Raw genomic sequence first — 14,538 nt, 5'->3', positions numbered from 1 at the left:
CAGGTGGCAACCCCGAAGATCGTCCTGTTCTACGCTTTCACCCCCCTCGCCGACCCCGAGGCGATCCGGGTGTGGCAGCGCGACCTCGGGCAGGCGCTCGGGCTGCGCGGTCGCGTGCTGATCTCGAAGCACGGCATCAACGGCACACTGGGCGGCGACATCCGCGCGGTGAAGAACTGGACGCGATCCTTCCGGTCGTACGCGCCCTTCGCCGCCGTGGACATCAAGTGGAGCGAGGGCACCGGCCTCGATGCCGACGGCCTGAGCCTCGACTTCCCGAAGCTCAGCGTGAAGGTGCGCGACGAGATCGTCTCGTTCGGAGCGCCGGGAGAGCTGCGCGTCGACGAGCGGGGCGTCGTCGGCGGCGGCGAGCGGCTCACGCCCGAGGCGCTGCACGCGCTGGTCGACGAGCGCGGCGACGACGTGGTGTTCTTCGACGGCCGCAACGCGCTCGAAGCCGAGATCGGCCGGTTCCGTGGCGCCGTGGTGCCCGACACCGAGACGACCCGCGACTTCGTCGCGCTCCTCGACTCCGGTGCCTACGACGAGCTCAAGGGCCGGCCCGTCGTCACCTACTGCACCGGCGGCATCCGCTGCGAGGTGCTGTCCAGCCTGATGACGGCGCGCGGCTTCGGCGAGGTGTATCAACTCGAGGGCGGCATCGTCCGCTACGGCGAGAAGTACGGCGACGACGGGCTCTGGGAGGGATCGCTGTACGTCTTCGACGGACGCGGCTCGGTCGACTTCTCCGATCATGCCCGGGTCGTGGGGCGGTGCGCCGGCTGCGGTGCACCGACCAAGCGCACGGCGAACTGCCCGGACCCGTCGTGCCGCGCCCAGTTCGTGGTGTGCGAGTCGTGCGCCTCGGTGCCCTGCGCGGCCCACGCGGCCTGAACGGTCACGCCGAGGCGGCCGCCGCCGTGCTCCGCGCCACGAAGAGCGAGCGCGGCAGCAGCAGCGCCCGGGCGCGTGTGCGCCCGTCCACGCTGCGATGCAGACGCGCGAGGACCACGCCGAGAGGCACGGCGAGGTCGATCGACGCGGATGCCGAGCGCGCGTAGCTCGCCCGCTCGACGGCGTCCGTCAGAGCGCTCATGGCGTCGGCGTCGACGCCGTTCTCGCGCACCAGCTCCGCCGCGCGCATCCTCGGGGTGTCGGCGTCCGACACCGGCAGCTGCAGATCGATCAGCGTACTGCGCAGCTCGGTCCACGCGGCGGCCGGGTCGCCGCCGTGGGCGCGCCGCAGACGCACCTCGCGTGCCGCGCGCCGGATCAGCGCGGGAAGGAGCAGCAGCACCAGCACTCCGGCGACCGAGAGCACCACGGGCGTGGGGTCGAGGCTGCGCAGCTCGCCGGTGGCGCCCGCGCCGCTCTCGGTGTCGCGGCGATCGATCTCCGGTCCCGCCGATTCCTCGGTCGTCGGCGCGCTGGTCGGCGCGGGGGCCGCAGGGCCGCCCGTGCCTCCGCCCGACACGGCAGCCGCTTGGAACGCCGTCGGCGTGCCCAGCGACGCCGTCGGCTCGAACGGGATCCAGCCCACGCCGGGGAAGAGCACCTCGGGCCACGAGTGCAGCTGATCGCTCGACACCGAGAAGATCGACTCGTCGCCGCGCTTCTCGTCGGTGAGCGCGCCGGGCAGGTACCCCACCACGATGCGCGCCTGCATCCCGAGGCTCTCCGCCATCAGCGCGAACGCCCCGGCGAAGTGCACGCAGTATCCCGACTTCTCGTCGAGGAACCTCGCCACCGCTTCGGCGCCGGTGCCGTCGAAGCCCTCCTCCACCGGCGTCTCGAGCGAGTAGACGAAGTCCGAGCGGAACCACGTCTGCAGCGCCACGAGGCGGTCGTAGTCGGTGCTCGCCCGCGCCGTCACGTCCTCCGCGGTCGCGGCGATGACCGAGGGCAGCTCGACCCGAGCGGTCGCATCGTCGACCGCCGGCTCCGCCGCCTCGAGGGCGCGGATCTGCTCGAGAGTCGGGATCACGCGCGCGCTGCGGACCGTGTAGTCGTTGCCGGCGGCATCCGCACTGCGAGAGAAGAGCGTGCGGTTGTCGGTGGCCACGCGCCACGAGCCGTTGAGGCCCTGCACGCCCGTGGCGGGATACGGCACCGGCAGCCACGAGCTCGACATGCGCAGCACCCGGATCGATGTCGTGCGCTCCTCGATGGCGATGTCGGGGGTCCATTCCGGCTCGCCGAACCCCTCGCGCTGCGACTGGAGATCGCCCCGATCGGGCTGCCACACCCGACCGTCGAACTGCGAGAGCGTCGTCAGCCGCAGATACGGGGCCACCTCGCCCTTCGCCGCCACCGTGAGCACCTCGACCGGATTGGGTTGGCGCAGATCGTCGCCCAGTCGCAGCGAGGCGTCGACCGTCACCCCCACACCGGTGCCGGCCAGGTTCGCCGTCACCGGCACCGCGGGGGCGACGACGATCGTCGCGGCCAGCGCGGCGGCGCCGACCAGAACCGCGAGCGACGTCGTCGAGCGGCGGGGGGAGAGCGGATGCCGTCGCGCGGTGAAGCGGAACAGGAGCAGGGCCACCGCGCCGAACATCCCGAACCACACCACGTGGGGCTCGCCCAGGGTGACGATCATCGGGATCGCGCCGACCGTGCCGGTCAGGAGGGTCGCGATCACGGCGGAGCGGCTCGCCACCAGGTGGTCGAGGAGGATGGCCACGGCGGCGAACCCCGCCCCCATGACCGCCGCGAGCCCGGGGGACGAGTCCAGCGGTGCCGTGCCGAACACCACCTGCTCCCAGGCGGCCGCGCCCAGCGCGGCGAACACGGGAACGGTGTCGGTCGTGGGGATGAGCCCGAGCACGGCGGTGTCGGCCGCGGTGATCTGCGTCAGCACCGCGACCGCCACGAGCGCCTGAGCCACGAACGCCCCCGCCTCGCGGAGCCAGGCGTCTCCTCGACGCAGCATCCGGCGCAGCAGCATGCCGGTGAGGGCGGCCGAGACGATCACCGCGACGACGGCGAGCGACCACGGGCCCGGCTCGATGACCGCTGTGAACGGCCACATCGCCACGACGGATGCGGCGGCGGCCAGCGCCCCGGGCGCCACCACGCCCGGCGGGTCGACATGGTCGCGGTGCCAGCGCGGGGGAGCGGGCGTGGGCGGTGTTGTGGCCGAGGGAGCCTGGTCAGTTCGGAACATCGCCGACCCCGATCCGCGCCGAGACGGCATCCTCCCACGCCTCTGCCACCTCAGACCCGAGCGATGTCGCCGACCATCCGTGCTGCGAGGCGGCGACGCCGGCGCCGGGCAGCAGCTCGGTGCTGAACAGCAGCGGAGCGGCAGCGCCGGACGGTCGCAGGAGCGCGGCATCCTCTTCGTCGAGTCGTCCCGTGATGTAGACGAGCGGGCCCGGCGGCGTGCCGCCGATGAGCGTCGCGAGATCGCGGCCCTCACCACGTGGAGTGACGAGGGCGAGCGCGACGAGAAGCCCGTCGCGGTCGTCCTCGTGACCGCGCAGCGCGCCCAGCAGGGTTCCGGCGCTGTCGATCACATCGACGCTGTACCCCTCCGAGGCGAGGTGCACGGCTGCCGACCCGCACAGCGACACCGCAGCCTCGAACGCCGGGTCGGCGTCGACATCGGGCCGAGCCCAACGGCGCGCGCTGCGGTCGAGCACGACGACCGCGTCGGGACTCGACTCCTCTTCCTCCTGACGCACCATGAGCTCTCCGCGGTGCGCGGTGGCGCGCCAGTGGATGCGGCGCATCGAGTCGCCGGGGAAGTAGCCGCGGGGCGAGAGGTTGTCGGCACCCTGGCCGAGCCGGCTCGACGCGGTGTGGGCGGTGCCCCCGGCAGCCCCCAGGCGCACGGCGAGCGGCGCGAGCGAGACGATCTCGGGGACCACGGTGATGCTGCGCGTCTCCCCGAACGCCTGCTCCCTCTGTGCCAGGCCGAAGGGATCGACGGTGCGCAGCAGCAGCGGACCCAGGGGCCAGACCCCGCGGCGGACGCCGGTGATCGAGTAGCGGATCTCTCCGGTCTCGGGCGGGAACTCTCCGCTCGAATCGCCCGAGACGGCATCCGGGAGCACGTCGTGCCAGAGCCCGTGCGGAACGCGCAGCGACCTCAGCGCGAACCGCACCGACACCCTCGACGTCTCCGACACGGTGAGCAGATCGGTGGAGATGCGGCGGGTCACGGTGGCCGACCGGCGGGGGGCCCGCACGGAGATCACCGAGAACACGGTCAGCAGCGCCAGGAGCAGGCCGATGTAGATCAGGATGTGCGCGCCGATGAGGTTCGCGGCCACCACGCAGGCGAGCGCGGCCACGAGCGCACCGGCACCGCGCGGGGTGAGCGTTCGGCGTCGGCGCATCGTCGGCGTCCCGTCAGGAACGGGTGGTCACGGGTACGCGGACCCGTTCCACGATCTGGGTGAGAGCGGCCTCGACCGAGTGGGCGCCGGCGCGGTGCGCACCGCGAGCCGGCAGCAGGCGGTGCGCGAGGACGGGGATCATCAGCGCGGTGATGTCGTCGGGGATCACGAAGTCGCGGCCGTCGAGGGCGGCCCACACCTTCGCCGCGCGGATCAGCTGCAGCGTCGCGCGCGGACTCGCCCCGAGGTGCAGGTTCGGGTCGGAGCGGGTGGCCTGGGCGAGCGAGACCGCGTACTCCTCGAGCGCGGGTGCCACATGCACCGAACGCGCCCACGCGATCAACTGCGAGATCGATGCCGCGTCGGCGACCGGTGCGACGGCGGCCAGGGGATTGACCACATCGCGCTGGCGGAGCATCAGCGCTTCGGCGGCGGCATCCGGATAGCCCATCGAGATGCGCATCATGAAGCGGTCGCGCTGGGCCTCGGGCAGGGCGTAGGTGCCCTCCATCTCGAGCGGGTTCTGGGTCGCGACGACGAGGAACGGCTGGGGGAGCGGATGGGTCGATCCGTCGACGGTCACCTGGCCCTCCTCCATCGCCTCCAGCAGGGCCGACTGGGTCTTGGGCGAGGAGCGGTTGATCTCGTCGGCGATGACGATGTGGGCGAAGATCGCGCCGCGCTTGAACTCGAACTCGCGGTCGACGGGGTTGTAGACGCTCACCCCGGTGACGTCGCCGGGCAGGAGGTCGGGTGTGAACTGGATGCGGCGCACGGTGGCGTCGACACTCGCCGCGAGCGCCCGGGCGAGCATGGTCTTGCCGACGCCGGGCACGTCTTCGATGAGCAGATGGCCCTCGGCCAGGAGGCAGACGAGAGCGCTGCGGACGGCGTCCGGCTTGCCGTCGATCACACGACCGATCGAGGCGAGGATGGCCGACGTCTGAGCGGCGAACCGATCGGCGTCGATCATCGCCGGCATCTGGGGCGAGTCGTCTGGCATGCGTTCCCTCTCGCGTCGGCGCTCCTGTGCGCGTGAATCGATCGTAACCCGCGCGGACGGGGCTGGAGCCGGGATCGGCTAGACTTGTCGACGGCTCTCCGCGTGGCGGCATCCAGGCCAATTCCCCCAGGGCGGAAACGCAGCAAGGGTAACCGGGCTCTGCTGGGTGCGCGGAGGGTCTTTTTCTTTGCCCTCAGCCGACCCTGAAGCCGGACTGCGAGAATCGAGACGTGACCGATTCGCCGACCAGAGGCCCCGCCTCCTCCCTCCGCCGTTTCGCGTCGCCCGTCATCCTGCTCGTCCTGATGTGGCTCGTGCAGACTGCCGACGCGGTCCTCCCCGGATCGTTCAGCGGCTTCGGCGTGCGGTCGTGGGACGTCGCGGGTCTCGCCGGCATCGTGTTCGCTCCGCTCCTCCACGCGAGCTGGACGCACCTCATCGCGAACTCCGTGCCGTTCCTCGTCCTCGGCTGCCTCGTCGCGGTCGAGGGCGCCCGTCGGTTCTGGGCGGTCACCGCGATCGTCGCGGTCGTCGGCGGCCTCGGCACCTGGCTGGTCAACGCACCAGGGACCCTCACGGTCGGCGCGTCCGGGCTCGTCTTCGGCTACTTCGGATACGTCGTGATGCGCGTCTTCGCGCCGGGTCGGGTCGCGCACCGCATCCTGTACGCGGTGATCGCGCTGGTCGTCATCGTGGTCTACGGCGGCTCGATGCTCGCCGGTGTCTTCGGCGCCGCCCAGGGCGTCTCGTGGCAGGCGCACCTGTTCGGGGCGGTCGGAGGCGGCGCCGCGGCGCTCGCCGCACGGCGCCGACGCCCCGAACTCGACGCCCGGAGCCGATGAGCCCCCGCGGCGGAAGGCCTCGTCCGACCTCGGCACGTCGAGGGGCGCGGAGCGGGAATCGGCGAGCGACCCGAGCGCGGCCGGCCGCGAAGCGCGGCAGCCGACGGCGCACGCCGGGAGTCAGGGCACGCGCCGCCCAGCGGGCGCGTCGACAGCGGATGCTGCGGCGCACGCTGATCTCCGCCGGAGCGATCGCGGTCGTCGCCGCGCTCCTCGTGCTCATCCCGCTCGGACTGGCCCGCGACCCGCGGCCGGCCGCCTGCCTCGACGACCCCTCGACGTTCCCCGAGGCGGGGGTGGAGGGCTGGAGCGGCGAACAGCTCGACAACGCTGCGACGATCATCCGCACGGCATCCGCTCTCGGCTATGGACGCGACGGGCAGATCCTCGGCGTGATGACGGCGATGGGCGAGAGCAGCCTCGTGAACATCGACTACGGCGACTGGGAGACGAGAGGCTTCACCAATCCCGACGGCTCGCGCACCACCAGCATCGGCCTGTTCCAACAGCAGGAGTGGTGGGGCAGCGTCGAGGAGCGCATGGACCCGGCGACCGCGGCGACGAGGTTCTACGAACGGCTCGGCAGGCTGCCCGACTGGCAGCAGCTGGAGCCGTCGCACGCGATCCACCGGGTGCAGATCAACACCGACCGCGACTACTACGCCCGGTTCGAGGCGGATGCCGCGGCCGTCGTCGACGCCCTCTCCGGGGCGTGCGCGGCCGGCCCCGCCTAAGCTGAAGCCGTGGCGAGAAGCATCTATGTGACCTCGGCCGAAGGCCATACCGGGAAGTCGACGATCGCGCTCGGGGCGCTCGACGCCCTGATGCGCGCCACGCCTCGCGTGGGAGTGTTCCGACCGATCGCGCGATCGGTCACCGAGCGGGATGAGATCCTCGAGCTCCTGCTCGCCCACGACGGCGTGCATCTCGCCTACGAGGACAGCATCGGGGCGACGTACGACGACGTGCGTCGCGACCCGGATGCCGCGCTGTCGACGATCGTCGCGCGCTTCAAGGCGGTCGAGGCGCAGTGCGACGCGGTCGTCGTCATCGGCAGCGATTACACCGACGTCGCGAGCCCGGCCGAGCTGGGCTTCAACGCCCGGATCGCGGCGAACCTCGGCGCCCCCGTGCTCCTCGTGCTCAGCGGCCGCGATCAGCAGCGGCACGTCGAGCAGCTCGGCACGACGACCGCGCGCACGGCGTCGGCCATCGGTCAGATCGCGTCCCTCGCGCTGTCGGAGCTCGCCGTGGAGCGGGCCGAGCTGTTCGCCGTCATCGTCAACCGGGCCGATCCGTCGAACCTCGACGGGATCGTCGCCGAGGTCTCGGCGGCCCTCCCCGGTGGCAGGACGCCCGTGTGGGCGATCCCCGAGGATCGGAATCTGGTGGCGCCGTCGATCCGCGGCATCCTCACCGCCGTCGACGGCAAGCTCCTGAAGGGCGACGACGACCGGCTCGGGCGCGAAGCCCTGACGATCGTGGTGGCCGGCATGTCGATGGTGAACGTGCTGCCCCGTCTCACCGAGGAGGCGGTGGTGGTGATCCCGGCCGATCGCACCGAGGTGCTGCTCGCGGCGCTTCTGGCGGACTCCTCGGGCACCTTCCCGCGCATCGCCGGGATCATCCTCAACGGGCCGTTCCCGCTGCCCGAGCCCATCGTGCGGCTCCTCGACGGCTTCGCGTCGTCGGTGCCGATCATCACCACCGATCTCGGCACCTACGACACGGCCGTGCGCGTGATGGGCACCCGCGGCCGCATCTCGCCCGACTCCCGCGGTCGCTACGACCGGGCGCTCGGTCTCTTCCAGACGCACGTCGACGTCGTCGAACTCACCACGCAGCTGGGCCTGGCCGAGTCCCGGGTGGTGACGCCGCTGATGTTCGAGTACGGGCTGATCGAGCGTGCGAGAGCCGACCGCCGGCACATCGTGCTCCCCGAGGGCGACGACGACCGCATCCTGCGGGCGGCGGCGACGCTGCTCGCGCGCGAGGTCGCCGATCTCACCATCCTCGGCGACGAGGCCGCCGTGCGGGCCCGGGCGATCGAGCTCGGGGTCGACATCTCGGCGGCGCGGGTGGTCAGCACGACCGATCCGGAGCTGGTGGAGCGCTTCGCCGCGGAGTACGCGCGGCTGCGCGCGCACAAAGGCATCACGCTCGCCCAGGCGGCCGACACCGTCACCGACGTCTCGTACTTCGGCACCATGATGGTGCATCTGGGCCTAGCCGACGGCATGGTCTCGGGGGCCGCGCACACGACGGCGCACACGATCCGCCCCTCGTTCGAGATCATCAAGACGAAGCCGGGGGTGAACGTCGTGTCGAGCGTGTTCCTCATGGCGCTCGCCGACCGCGTACTCGTCTACGGCGACTGCGCGGTGATCCCCGATCCGACGAGCGAGCAGCTGGCCGACATCGCGATCTCGTCGGCGGCGACCGCGCAGCAGTTTGGCATCGAGCCGCGCGTCGCCATGCTGTCGTACTCCACCGGCGAGTCCGGGTCGGGCGCCGATGTCGACAAGGTGCGCGCCGCGACCGCCCTGGTGCGCGAGCGGGCGCCGGAGCTGCTGGTCGAAGGCCCCATCCAGTACGACGCGGCCGCCGATGCCGCCGTGGCGAAGACCAAGCTCCCCGACTCGGCCGTGGCGGGGCGGGCCACGGTGTTCGTGTTCCCCGACCTCAACACGGGCAACAACACCTACAAGGCGGTCCAGCGCTCGGCCGGCGCGGTGGCGATCGGCCCGGTGCTGCAGGGGTTGAACAAGCCGATCAACGACCTGTCGCGCGGAGCGCTCGTCGACGACATCGTCAACACGGTGGCGATCACGGCGATCCAGGCGCAGCAGTGAAGGTTCTGGATCAGTGTCGACCCCGACGAAGTGCTACGAAAGTGCTACACTTCGAGGCGTGAAGATCATCAGCCAGCGCGAACTCCGCAACGACAATGCGGGCATCATCGATGAGGTGGAGCGCGGTGAGACCTTCACGGTGACCCGTCGTGGCACCCCCGTCGCAAGCCTCGCACCCTATGCGGCAGAAGCGGGTCTGCGATGCGTCAAGCCCGCCAGACACCGTCTGGATCCGACGAAGCTGAGGCGCTCCGACATCGCCACTCCGACGGCCGAGGTTCTCGACGACCTGCGGGGAGAACGGTGAGCCGCTGGTACATCGACACCTCCGCCGCACTGAAGCTGATCGTGAACGAAGCGGAGTCGGATGCGCTCGCCGCTGTCATCTCCGATGAACAGCCCGATCTCGTGGCGTGCTATCTCCTCGAGACCGAACTGCGGCGTTCGGCGCATTCCCACGACCTCGCCCAGACCGATGTCAGCGACCTCCTCGACGGAGTGGGCCTGTATGAAGTGCCGCCAGGTCTCTTCCGAGAAGCGGGACTCCTTCCGGGTCGAGGGCTGCGCTCACTGGACGCGTTGCACATCGCGGCTGCGGTCGCCATCGGTGTGGACGGAATTCTGACGTACGACCTCCGCATGGCAGAAGCTGCGCTCGCCATGGGCGTTCGGCCGCATGCACCAGGACAGCACGACGGGGGCCGACCATGAGTGCGATCCTGGTGATCAACAGCGGCTCCTCGTCGCTGAAGTACAGCCTGATCGACGTCGAGAGCGAGAGGGAGCTCGCGAGCGGTCTCATCGAGCGGATCGGTCAGGACGTCAGCCCGGTCTCGCACACGATCCGTCCGCAGACGGAGACGGATGCTGCGCCGACGATGCTCGACGCCACGTACCGCTCGGAGCAGACGGTGGGCGACCACGACGCCGCGTTCGCGGTGATGCTCGAGCAGTTCGCCTCGCACGGCCCGTCGCTGGCGGACCGGCCGCCGGTCGCCGTCGGACACCGCGTGGTGCACGGCGGTGCCCGCTTCTTCGCGCCGACGCTGATCGACGACGACGTCGAACGGCAGATCGACGAGCTGGCCGTGCTCGCACCGCTGCACAATCCTGCGAACCTCGCGGGCATCCGCGCGGCCAAGGCCGTGTTCACCGGCGTGCCCCACGTGGCGGTCTTCGACACGGCGTTCCACCAGACCCTGCCGCCCTCGGCGTACACGTACGCGATCGACGCGGCGCTCGCCGCGGAGCACCGGGTGCGCCGCTACGGCTTCCACGGCACGAGTCATCAGTACGTGAGCGAGCGGGCCGCGGCGTTCCTCGGCCGTGAGACGAGTGCGCTGCGGCAGATCGTCTTCCACCTCGGCAACGGCGCCTCGGTCACGGCGATCGACGGGGGCCGTTCCGTCGAGACGTCGATGGGCCTCACCCCGCTCGAGGGACTGGTGATGGGCACGCGCTCGGGCGACATCGATCCGGCCGCCCTGCTTCATCTGTCCCGCCGAGCCGGCCTCTCGATCGACGACCTCGACGCGCTGCTGAACACGCGCAGCGGGCTCCTCGGGCTCGCAGGTCGCGGCGACATGCGTGACGTCCTGGCCGCGGTCGACGAGGGCGATGAGGCCGCGACCCTGGCGTTCGAGGTCTACGTGCACCGCCTCCGGGCGTACGCGGGCGCCTACATCGCCCAGTTGGGCGGGGTCGACGTCATCTCCTTCACCGCGGGGGTCGGCGAGAACGCGGCACGGGTCAGGGCCGAGGCCATGGCGACGCTCGGATTCGCGGGCGTCGAGCTCGACCCGGCGCGCAACGAGGCGCGCGAGCGCGGCATCCGGCTCATCTCCAGCGACGCCTCCCGCGTCGCCGTCCTCGTCGTCCCGACGAACGAGGAGCTGCAGATCGCCCGGCAGACCGCCGAACACCTCTGACCGCCATCGTCTGGGTCCCTGAGCCGGAGCCTGGGTCCCTGAGCTTGTCGAAGGGCCCCAGACCGCCGGAGCCTGGGTCCCTGAGCCGGAGCCTGGGTCCCTGAGCTTGTCGAAGGGCCCCACCGGCGCTTCGACAGGCTCAGCGGCCCAGCTCAGCGGCGATCGGATGCCGGATCGGGGTTACCGCTGCGTGCCGCGCCGCATTACGCTTGCACAGTGGCACGGAGAGGTGCCGGACCCATCGCCCTTCTCCCGGAGAACCCTGTGCCAGAAGCCCTGCCCGACCTGTTCCGTGCCGACGGCGTGCTCTTCGATCTCGACGGCGTGCTGACGCCGACCGCCGAGGTGCACATGCGCGCGTGGAAGGCGGTCTTCGACGACGTCTTCGCCCGGTGGGAGATCGCGCCGCCCTACACCGATGCCGACTATTTCGCCTACGTCGACGGCAAGAAGCGCTACGACGGCGTCGCCAGCCTCCTGCACAGCCGCAACGTCGAGGTGCCCTGGGGCGAGATCGGCGACGACCCGTCCGCCGAGACCGTCTGCGGCATCGGCAACCGCAAGAACGCCGCCTTCGCGGCCGCGCTCCGCAGCGAGGGCATCGCTGCATACCCCGGCTCGCTCGCCCTCGTCGAACGGCTGCACGCGGCCGGCGTCCCGATGGGCGTCGTCTCCAGCTCGAAGAACGCCGAGGAGGTGCTCGGCGCGGCCGGCATCCGCTCGTTCTTCCGCATCGTGGTCGACGGCGTCGTGGCCGAGCGCGAGCACCTCGCGTCGAAGCCGGCGCCCGCCATGTTCGCCGAAGGAGCCGCGGCCCTCGGCGTCGATCCCGCACGCGCCGTCGCCGTCGAAGACGCGACCTCCGGTGCCGCCTCCGCCGCCGCGGCGGGCTTCGCCACCGTGGTCGGCGTCGACCGCGGCGCGGGGGCCGATGCGCTGCGCGCGGCAGGAGCCACCCACGTCGTCGACGACCTCGACGCCTTCCTCGTCGCCGCCGGCGACACCCGTGCCCCCGAGACCGCATCCGACGCGCTGAGCGACGGGAAGGAGTCGAAGTGATCGACCGCGACCGTTTTCCCGTCGACCCGTGGCGGCTGATCGAGACGAGCTACTCCGAGGAGGGCGTCGGCGAGACGCTGTTCTCGGTCGGCAACGGCTACCTCGGGCTCCGCGGCAACCACATCGAAGGGCGCGGTGCGCACGAGCACGGCACCTTCATCAACGGACTGCACGAGACCTGGCCCATCCGTCACGCCGAGCAGGCCTACGGCTTCGCCGAGGTCGGCCAGACCATCGTCAACGCGCCCGACGCGAAGGTCATGCGCGTCTACGTCGACGACGAGCCGATGTCGTTCGACGAGGCCGACGTGCGCGAGTACCGGCGCACGCTCGACATGCGCACGGGGGTGCTCGAGCGCCTGGTCGTCTGGGAGACGCCCTCCGGCAAGCGCGTGCGCATCCGCGACGAGCGCATCGTCAGCTTCGAGGAGCGCCACCTGGCGATCCTGCGCCTGGAGGTGACGGTCGAGAACTCCGACGCCCCGGTGACCATCAGCTGTCAGCTGCTGAACCGTCAGGACGGCGGGAACGTCTACGCCGGCACCCCGGTGCCCGCGAAGAAGGCCGGCTTCGATCCGCGCAAGGCCGAGAAGATCGTCGACCGCGTGCTCGAGCCCGCCGAGTTCTGGCAGGACGGGCTGCGGGCGGCGCTGTCGTATCAGGTCGCCGACTCCGGCATGACGATCGCGGTCGTGGCCGATCACATCATCGAGACCGAGAACGCCTACGATGCGCGCAAGCTCATCGAACCCGACATCGCCAAGAACGTGTTCCGTGTGCGGGCGAAGGCGGGCGTCCCGATCCGCATCACCAAGCTCGTCAGCTACCACACCTCGCGCGGCGTCCCTCCGCGCGAGCTCGTCGATCGGTGCCGCCGCTCGCTCGACCGCGCCGCGGTGGAGGGCGTCGAGACGCAGTTCCGTCGGCAGGAGGAGTGGCTGTCGGCCTTCTGGGAACGCAGCGACGTGCAGATCGGCGGTCGCGACGACATCCAGCAGGGGACGCGGTGGTGCCTGTTCCAGCTCGCGCAGGCGTCGGCACGGGCCGACGGCACCGGCGTGCCGGCGAAGGGCGTCTCCGGCTCGGGCTACAGCGGGCACTACTTCTGGGACACCGAGATCTACGTGCTGCCCTTCCTCACCTACACGTCGCCGCAGTGGGCGCGCAACGCGCTGCGCGCGCGGGTGCAGATGCTGCCGGCCGCGCGTCGACGGGCCGCCCAGCTCAACGAGGCGGGGGCGCTGTTCCCGTGGCGCACGATCAACGGCGAGGAGGCCTCGGCCTACTACGCCGCAGGAACGGCGCAGTACCACATCAACGCCGACATCAGCTTCGCGCTCGGCAAGTACGTGCGCGCGACCGGGGATGAGGAGTTCCTCCGCCGGGAGGGCGCCGACATCGCGATCGAGACGGCGCGCCTGTGGGCGACGCTCGGGTTCTGGCGCGCGTCGCGGATCGTCGACGGGCCGGACGCCGGCGAGGGCTTCGAGACGTTCCACATCCACGGCGTCACCGGGCCCGACGAGTACACGACGGTGGTGAACGACAACCTCTACACGAACGTGATGGCGCGGTACAACCTGCGGTACGCCGCGAAGGTGGTGCGCGAGATCCAGGAGACCTATCCCGAGGACTACGCGCGGCTCGTCGAGCGCACGGGGCTCGGATCGGGCGAGGCCGAGGCATGGGAGCGCGCCGCAGAGGCCATGTTCATCCCCTACAGCGAGAGCCTCGGCATCCATCCGCAGGATTCGCTGTTCCTCGAACGCGAGGTGTGGGACCTCGCGCAGACGCCCGCCGATCAGCGACCGCTGCTGCTGCACTTCCACCCGCTGGTGATCTACCGGTTCCAGGTGCTCAAGCAGGCCGACGTCGTGCTCGCCCTGTTCCTGCAGGGCAACCACTTCAGCCCCGAGGAGAAGAAGGCGGACTTCGACTACTACGACCCGCTGACCACGGGCGATTCGACGCTGTCGGCGGTCGTGCAGTCGATCCTGGCCGCGGAGGTGGGCTATCAGGATCTGGCGCAGAAGTACTTCGAGCAGTCGCTGTTCGTCGACCTCCACGATCTGCACCACAACGCAGCCGACGGCGTGCACGTCGCCTCTGCCGGAGGTGTGTGGACCGCTCTGGTCTGCGGGTTCGGCGGCATGCGCGACTACGCGGGCGACCTCAGCTTCGACCCGCGGCTGCCGGAGGACTGGTCGTCGCTGTCGTTCCCCCTGCAGTGGCAGGGGTCGGAGATGCAGGTCACGGTCACGAAGGACGAGCTGCAGGTGCGGCTGCGCAGCGGTGCCCCGGTGCCGTTCAGCGTGCGCGACGAGGCCTACTTCGTCTCGGTCGACCAGGTCGTCGTCGTGCCTCTCGCCGATCAGGGGCCGCGGATCCCCGGGCGCCCGACGCTGCGCCAGTTCGCCGACGCCCTCCGCGAGGACGGCACGCGGCTGTCGGCCTCGGTCCCCGTGATCACGACGACGATCCCGATCATCGAGACGGTCGACTGATCGCGGC

Annotated in this window: 12 protein-coding genes and 1 other RNA gene; 10 read left to right on the top strand and 3 right to left on the bottom strand. The window is 71.1% G+C overall.

The window, feature by feature from the left end:
* The first annotated feature begins 3 nt into the window (after window positions 1-3).
* Window positions 4-894 (top strand): oxygen-dependent tRNA uridine(34) hydroxylase TrhO, encoded by an 891-nt coding sequence (gene trhO / locus AB3M90_RS14185; RefSeq protein ID WP_412953033.1) that lies wholly within the window; start codon window positions 4-6, stop codon window positions 892-894.
* A 4-nt stretch (window positions 895-898) separates the two neighbouring features.
* Here trhO and AB3M90_RS14180 read toward each other — a convergent pair whose 3' ends face one another.
* From AB3M90_RS14180 to AB3M90_RS14170, 3 genes are read right to left on the bottom strand one after another with little or no spacing between them, the layout of a single operon-like run.
* Entirely contained in the window at window positions 899-3,166 is a 2,268-nt protein-coding gene (locus tag AB3M90_RS14180) for a transglutaminase TgpA family protein (protein ID WP_412953031.1), read from the bottom strand.
* Window positions 3,153-4,343, bottom strand: coding sequence for a DUF58 domain-containing protein (locus tag AB3M90_RS14175; RefSeq protein WP_412953029.1), 1,191 nt, complete (start codon window positions 4,341-4,343; stop codon window positions 3,153-3,155). The genes AB3M90_RS14180 and AB3M90_RS14175 overlap by 14 nt, the downstream gene beginning before the upstream one ends.
* 13 nt (window positions 4,344-4,356) lie before the next feature.
* Window positions 4,357-5,346: an AAA family ATPase gene (locus AB3M90_RS14170; protein ID WP_412953026.1), complete on the bottom strand. Its 990-nt coding sequence runs from the start codon at window positions 5,344-5,346 to the stop codon at window positions 4,357-4,359.
* An 89-nt stretch (window positions 5,347-5,435) separates the two neighbouring features.
* Between AB3M90_RS14170 and ffs the strand changes: the two genes are divergently transcribed.
* The 9 genes from ffs to AB3M90_RS14125 all read left to right on the top strand — a co-directional run bounded on the left by ffs (window position 5,436) and on the right by AB3M90_RS14125 (window position 14,531).
* Window positions 5,436-5,532: signal recognition particle sRNA small type (ffs, locus tag AB3M90_RS14165), an RNA gene on the top strand.
* A 44-nt stretch (window positions 5,533-5,576) separates the two neighbouring features.
* Window positions 5,577-6,188, top strand: coding sequence for a rhomboid family intramembrane serine protease (locus AB3M90_RS14160; protein WP_412953023.1), 612 nt, complete (start codon window positions 5,577-5,579; stop codon window positions 6,186-6,188).
* 158 nt (window positions 6,189-6,346) lie between these two features.
* Complete coding sequence (locus tag AB3M90_RS14155; RefSeq protein ID WP_412953020.1) at window positions 6,347-6,922, top strand: hypothetical protein; 576 nt, start codon at window positions 6,347-6,349, stop codon at window positions 6,920-6,922.
* Between the two features lie 9 nt (window positions 6,923-6,931).
* The gene (pta, locus tag AB3M90_RS14150; RefSeq protein WP_412953018.1) at window positions 6,932-9,040 is read left to right on the top strand and encodes a phosphate acetyltransferase; all 2,109 of its coding nucleotides are present in this window, start codon (window positions 6,932-6,934) and stop codon (window positions 9,038-9,040) included.
* A 58-nt stretch (window positions 9,041-9,098) separates the two neighbouring features.
* On the top strand, window positions 9,099-9,347 hold the full coding sequence (locus AB3M90_RS14145; protein ID WP_412953016.1) for a type II toxin-antitoxin system Phd/YefM family antitoxin: 249 nt from the start codon (window positions 9,099-9,101) through the stop codon (window positions 9,345-9,347).
* Window positions 9,344-9,751: a type II toxin-antitoxin system VapC family toxin gene (locus tag AB3M90_RS14140; protein ID WP_412953014.1), complete on the top strand. Its 408-nt coding sequence runs from the start codon at window positions 9,344-9,346 to the stop codon at window positions 9,749-9,751. The genes AB3M90_RS14145 and AB3M90_RS14140 overlap by 4 nt, the downstream gene beginning before the upstream one ends.
* Window positions 9,748-10,968, top strand: a complete 1,221-nt coding sequence (locus AB3M90_RS14135) for an acetate/propionate family kinase (protein WP_412953012.1) — start codon at window positions 9,748-9,750, stop codon at window positions 10,966-10,968. Before AB3M90_RS14140 ends, AB3M90_RS14135 begins: the two co-directional genes overlap by 4 nt.
* Window positions 10,969-11,232: 264 nt before the next feature.
* A complete protein-coding gene (locus AB3M90_RS14130; RefSeq protein WP_412953009.1) occupies window positions 11,233-12,027 on the top strand; it encodes an HAD family hydrolase in 795 nt (264 codons plus the stop codon).
* Window positions 12,024-14,531, top strand: a complete 2,508-nt coding sequence (locus tag AB3M90_RS14125; RefSeq protein WP_412953006.1) for a glycoside hydrolase family 65 protein — start codon at window positions 12,024-12,026, stop codon at window positions 14,529-14,531. Before AB3M90_RS14130 ends, AB3M90_RS14125 begins: the two co-directional genes overlap by 4 nt.
* The last annotated feature ends 7 nt before the right edge of the window (window positions 14,532-14,538 follow it).

Origin of the sequence: Microbacterium martis, from assembly GCF_047246685.1 — a bacterium.
In the GTDB taxonomy this organism is placed as follows: Bacteria; Actinomycetota; Actinomycetes; order Actinomycetales; family Microbacteriaceae; genus Microbacterium.
Note: the sequence above shows the minus strand (reverse complement) of the source record. Positions and strands in the feature narration are given on the sequence as shown.

Coding starts and splice junctions, on each gene's coding strand:
- AB3M90_RS14180 (WP_412953031.1), bottom strand. CDS start 3,166: ATGTTCCGAACTGACCAGGCTCCCTCGGCCACAACACCGCCCACGCCC.
- AB3M90_RS14175 (WP_412953029.1), bottom strand. CDS start 4,343: ATGCGCCGACGCCGAACGCTCACCCCGCGCGGTGCCGGTGCGCTCGTG.
- AB3M90_RS14170 (WP_412953026.1), bottom strand. CDS start 5,346: ATGCCAGACGACTCGCCCCAGATGCCGGCGATGATCGACGCCGATCGG.
- AB3M90_RS14155 (WP_412953020.1), top strand. CDS start 6,347: ATGCTGCGGCGCACGCTGATCTCCGCCGGAGCGATCGCGGTCGTCGCC.
- AB3M90_RS14135 (WP_412953012.1), top strand. CDS start 9,748: ATGAGTGCGATCCTGGTGATCAACAGCGGCTCCTCGTCGCTGAAGTAC.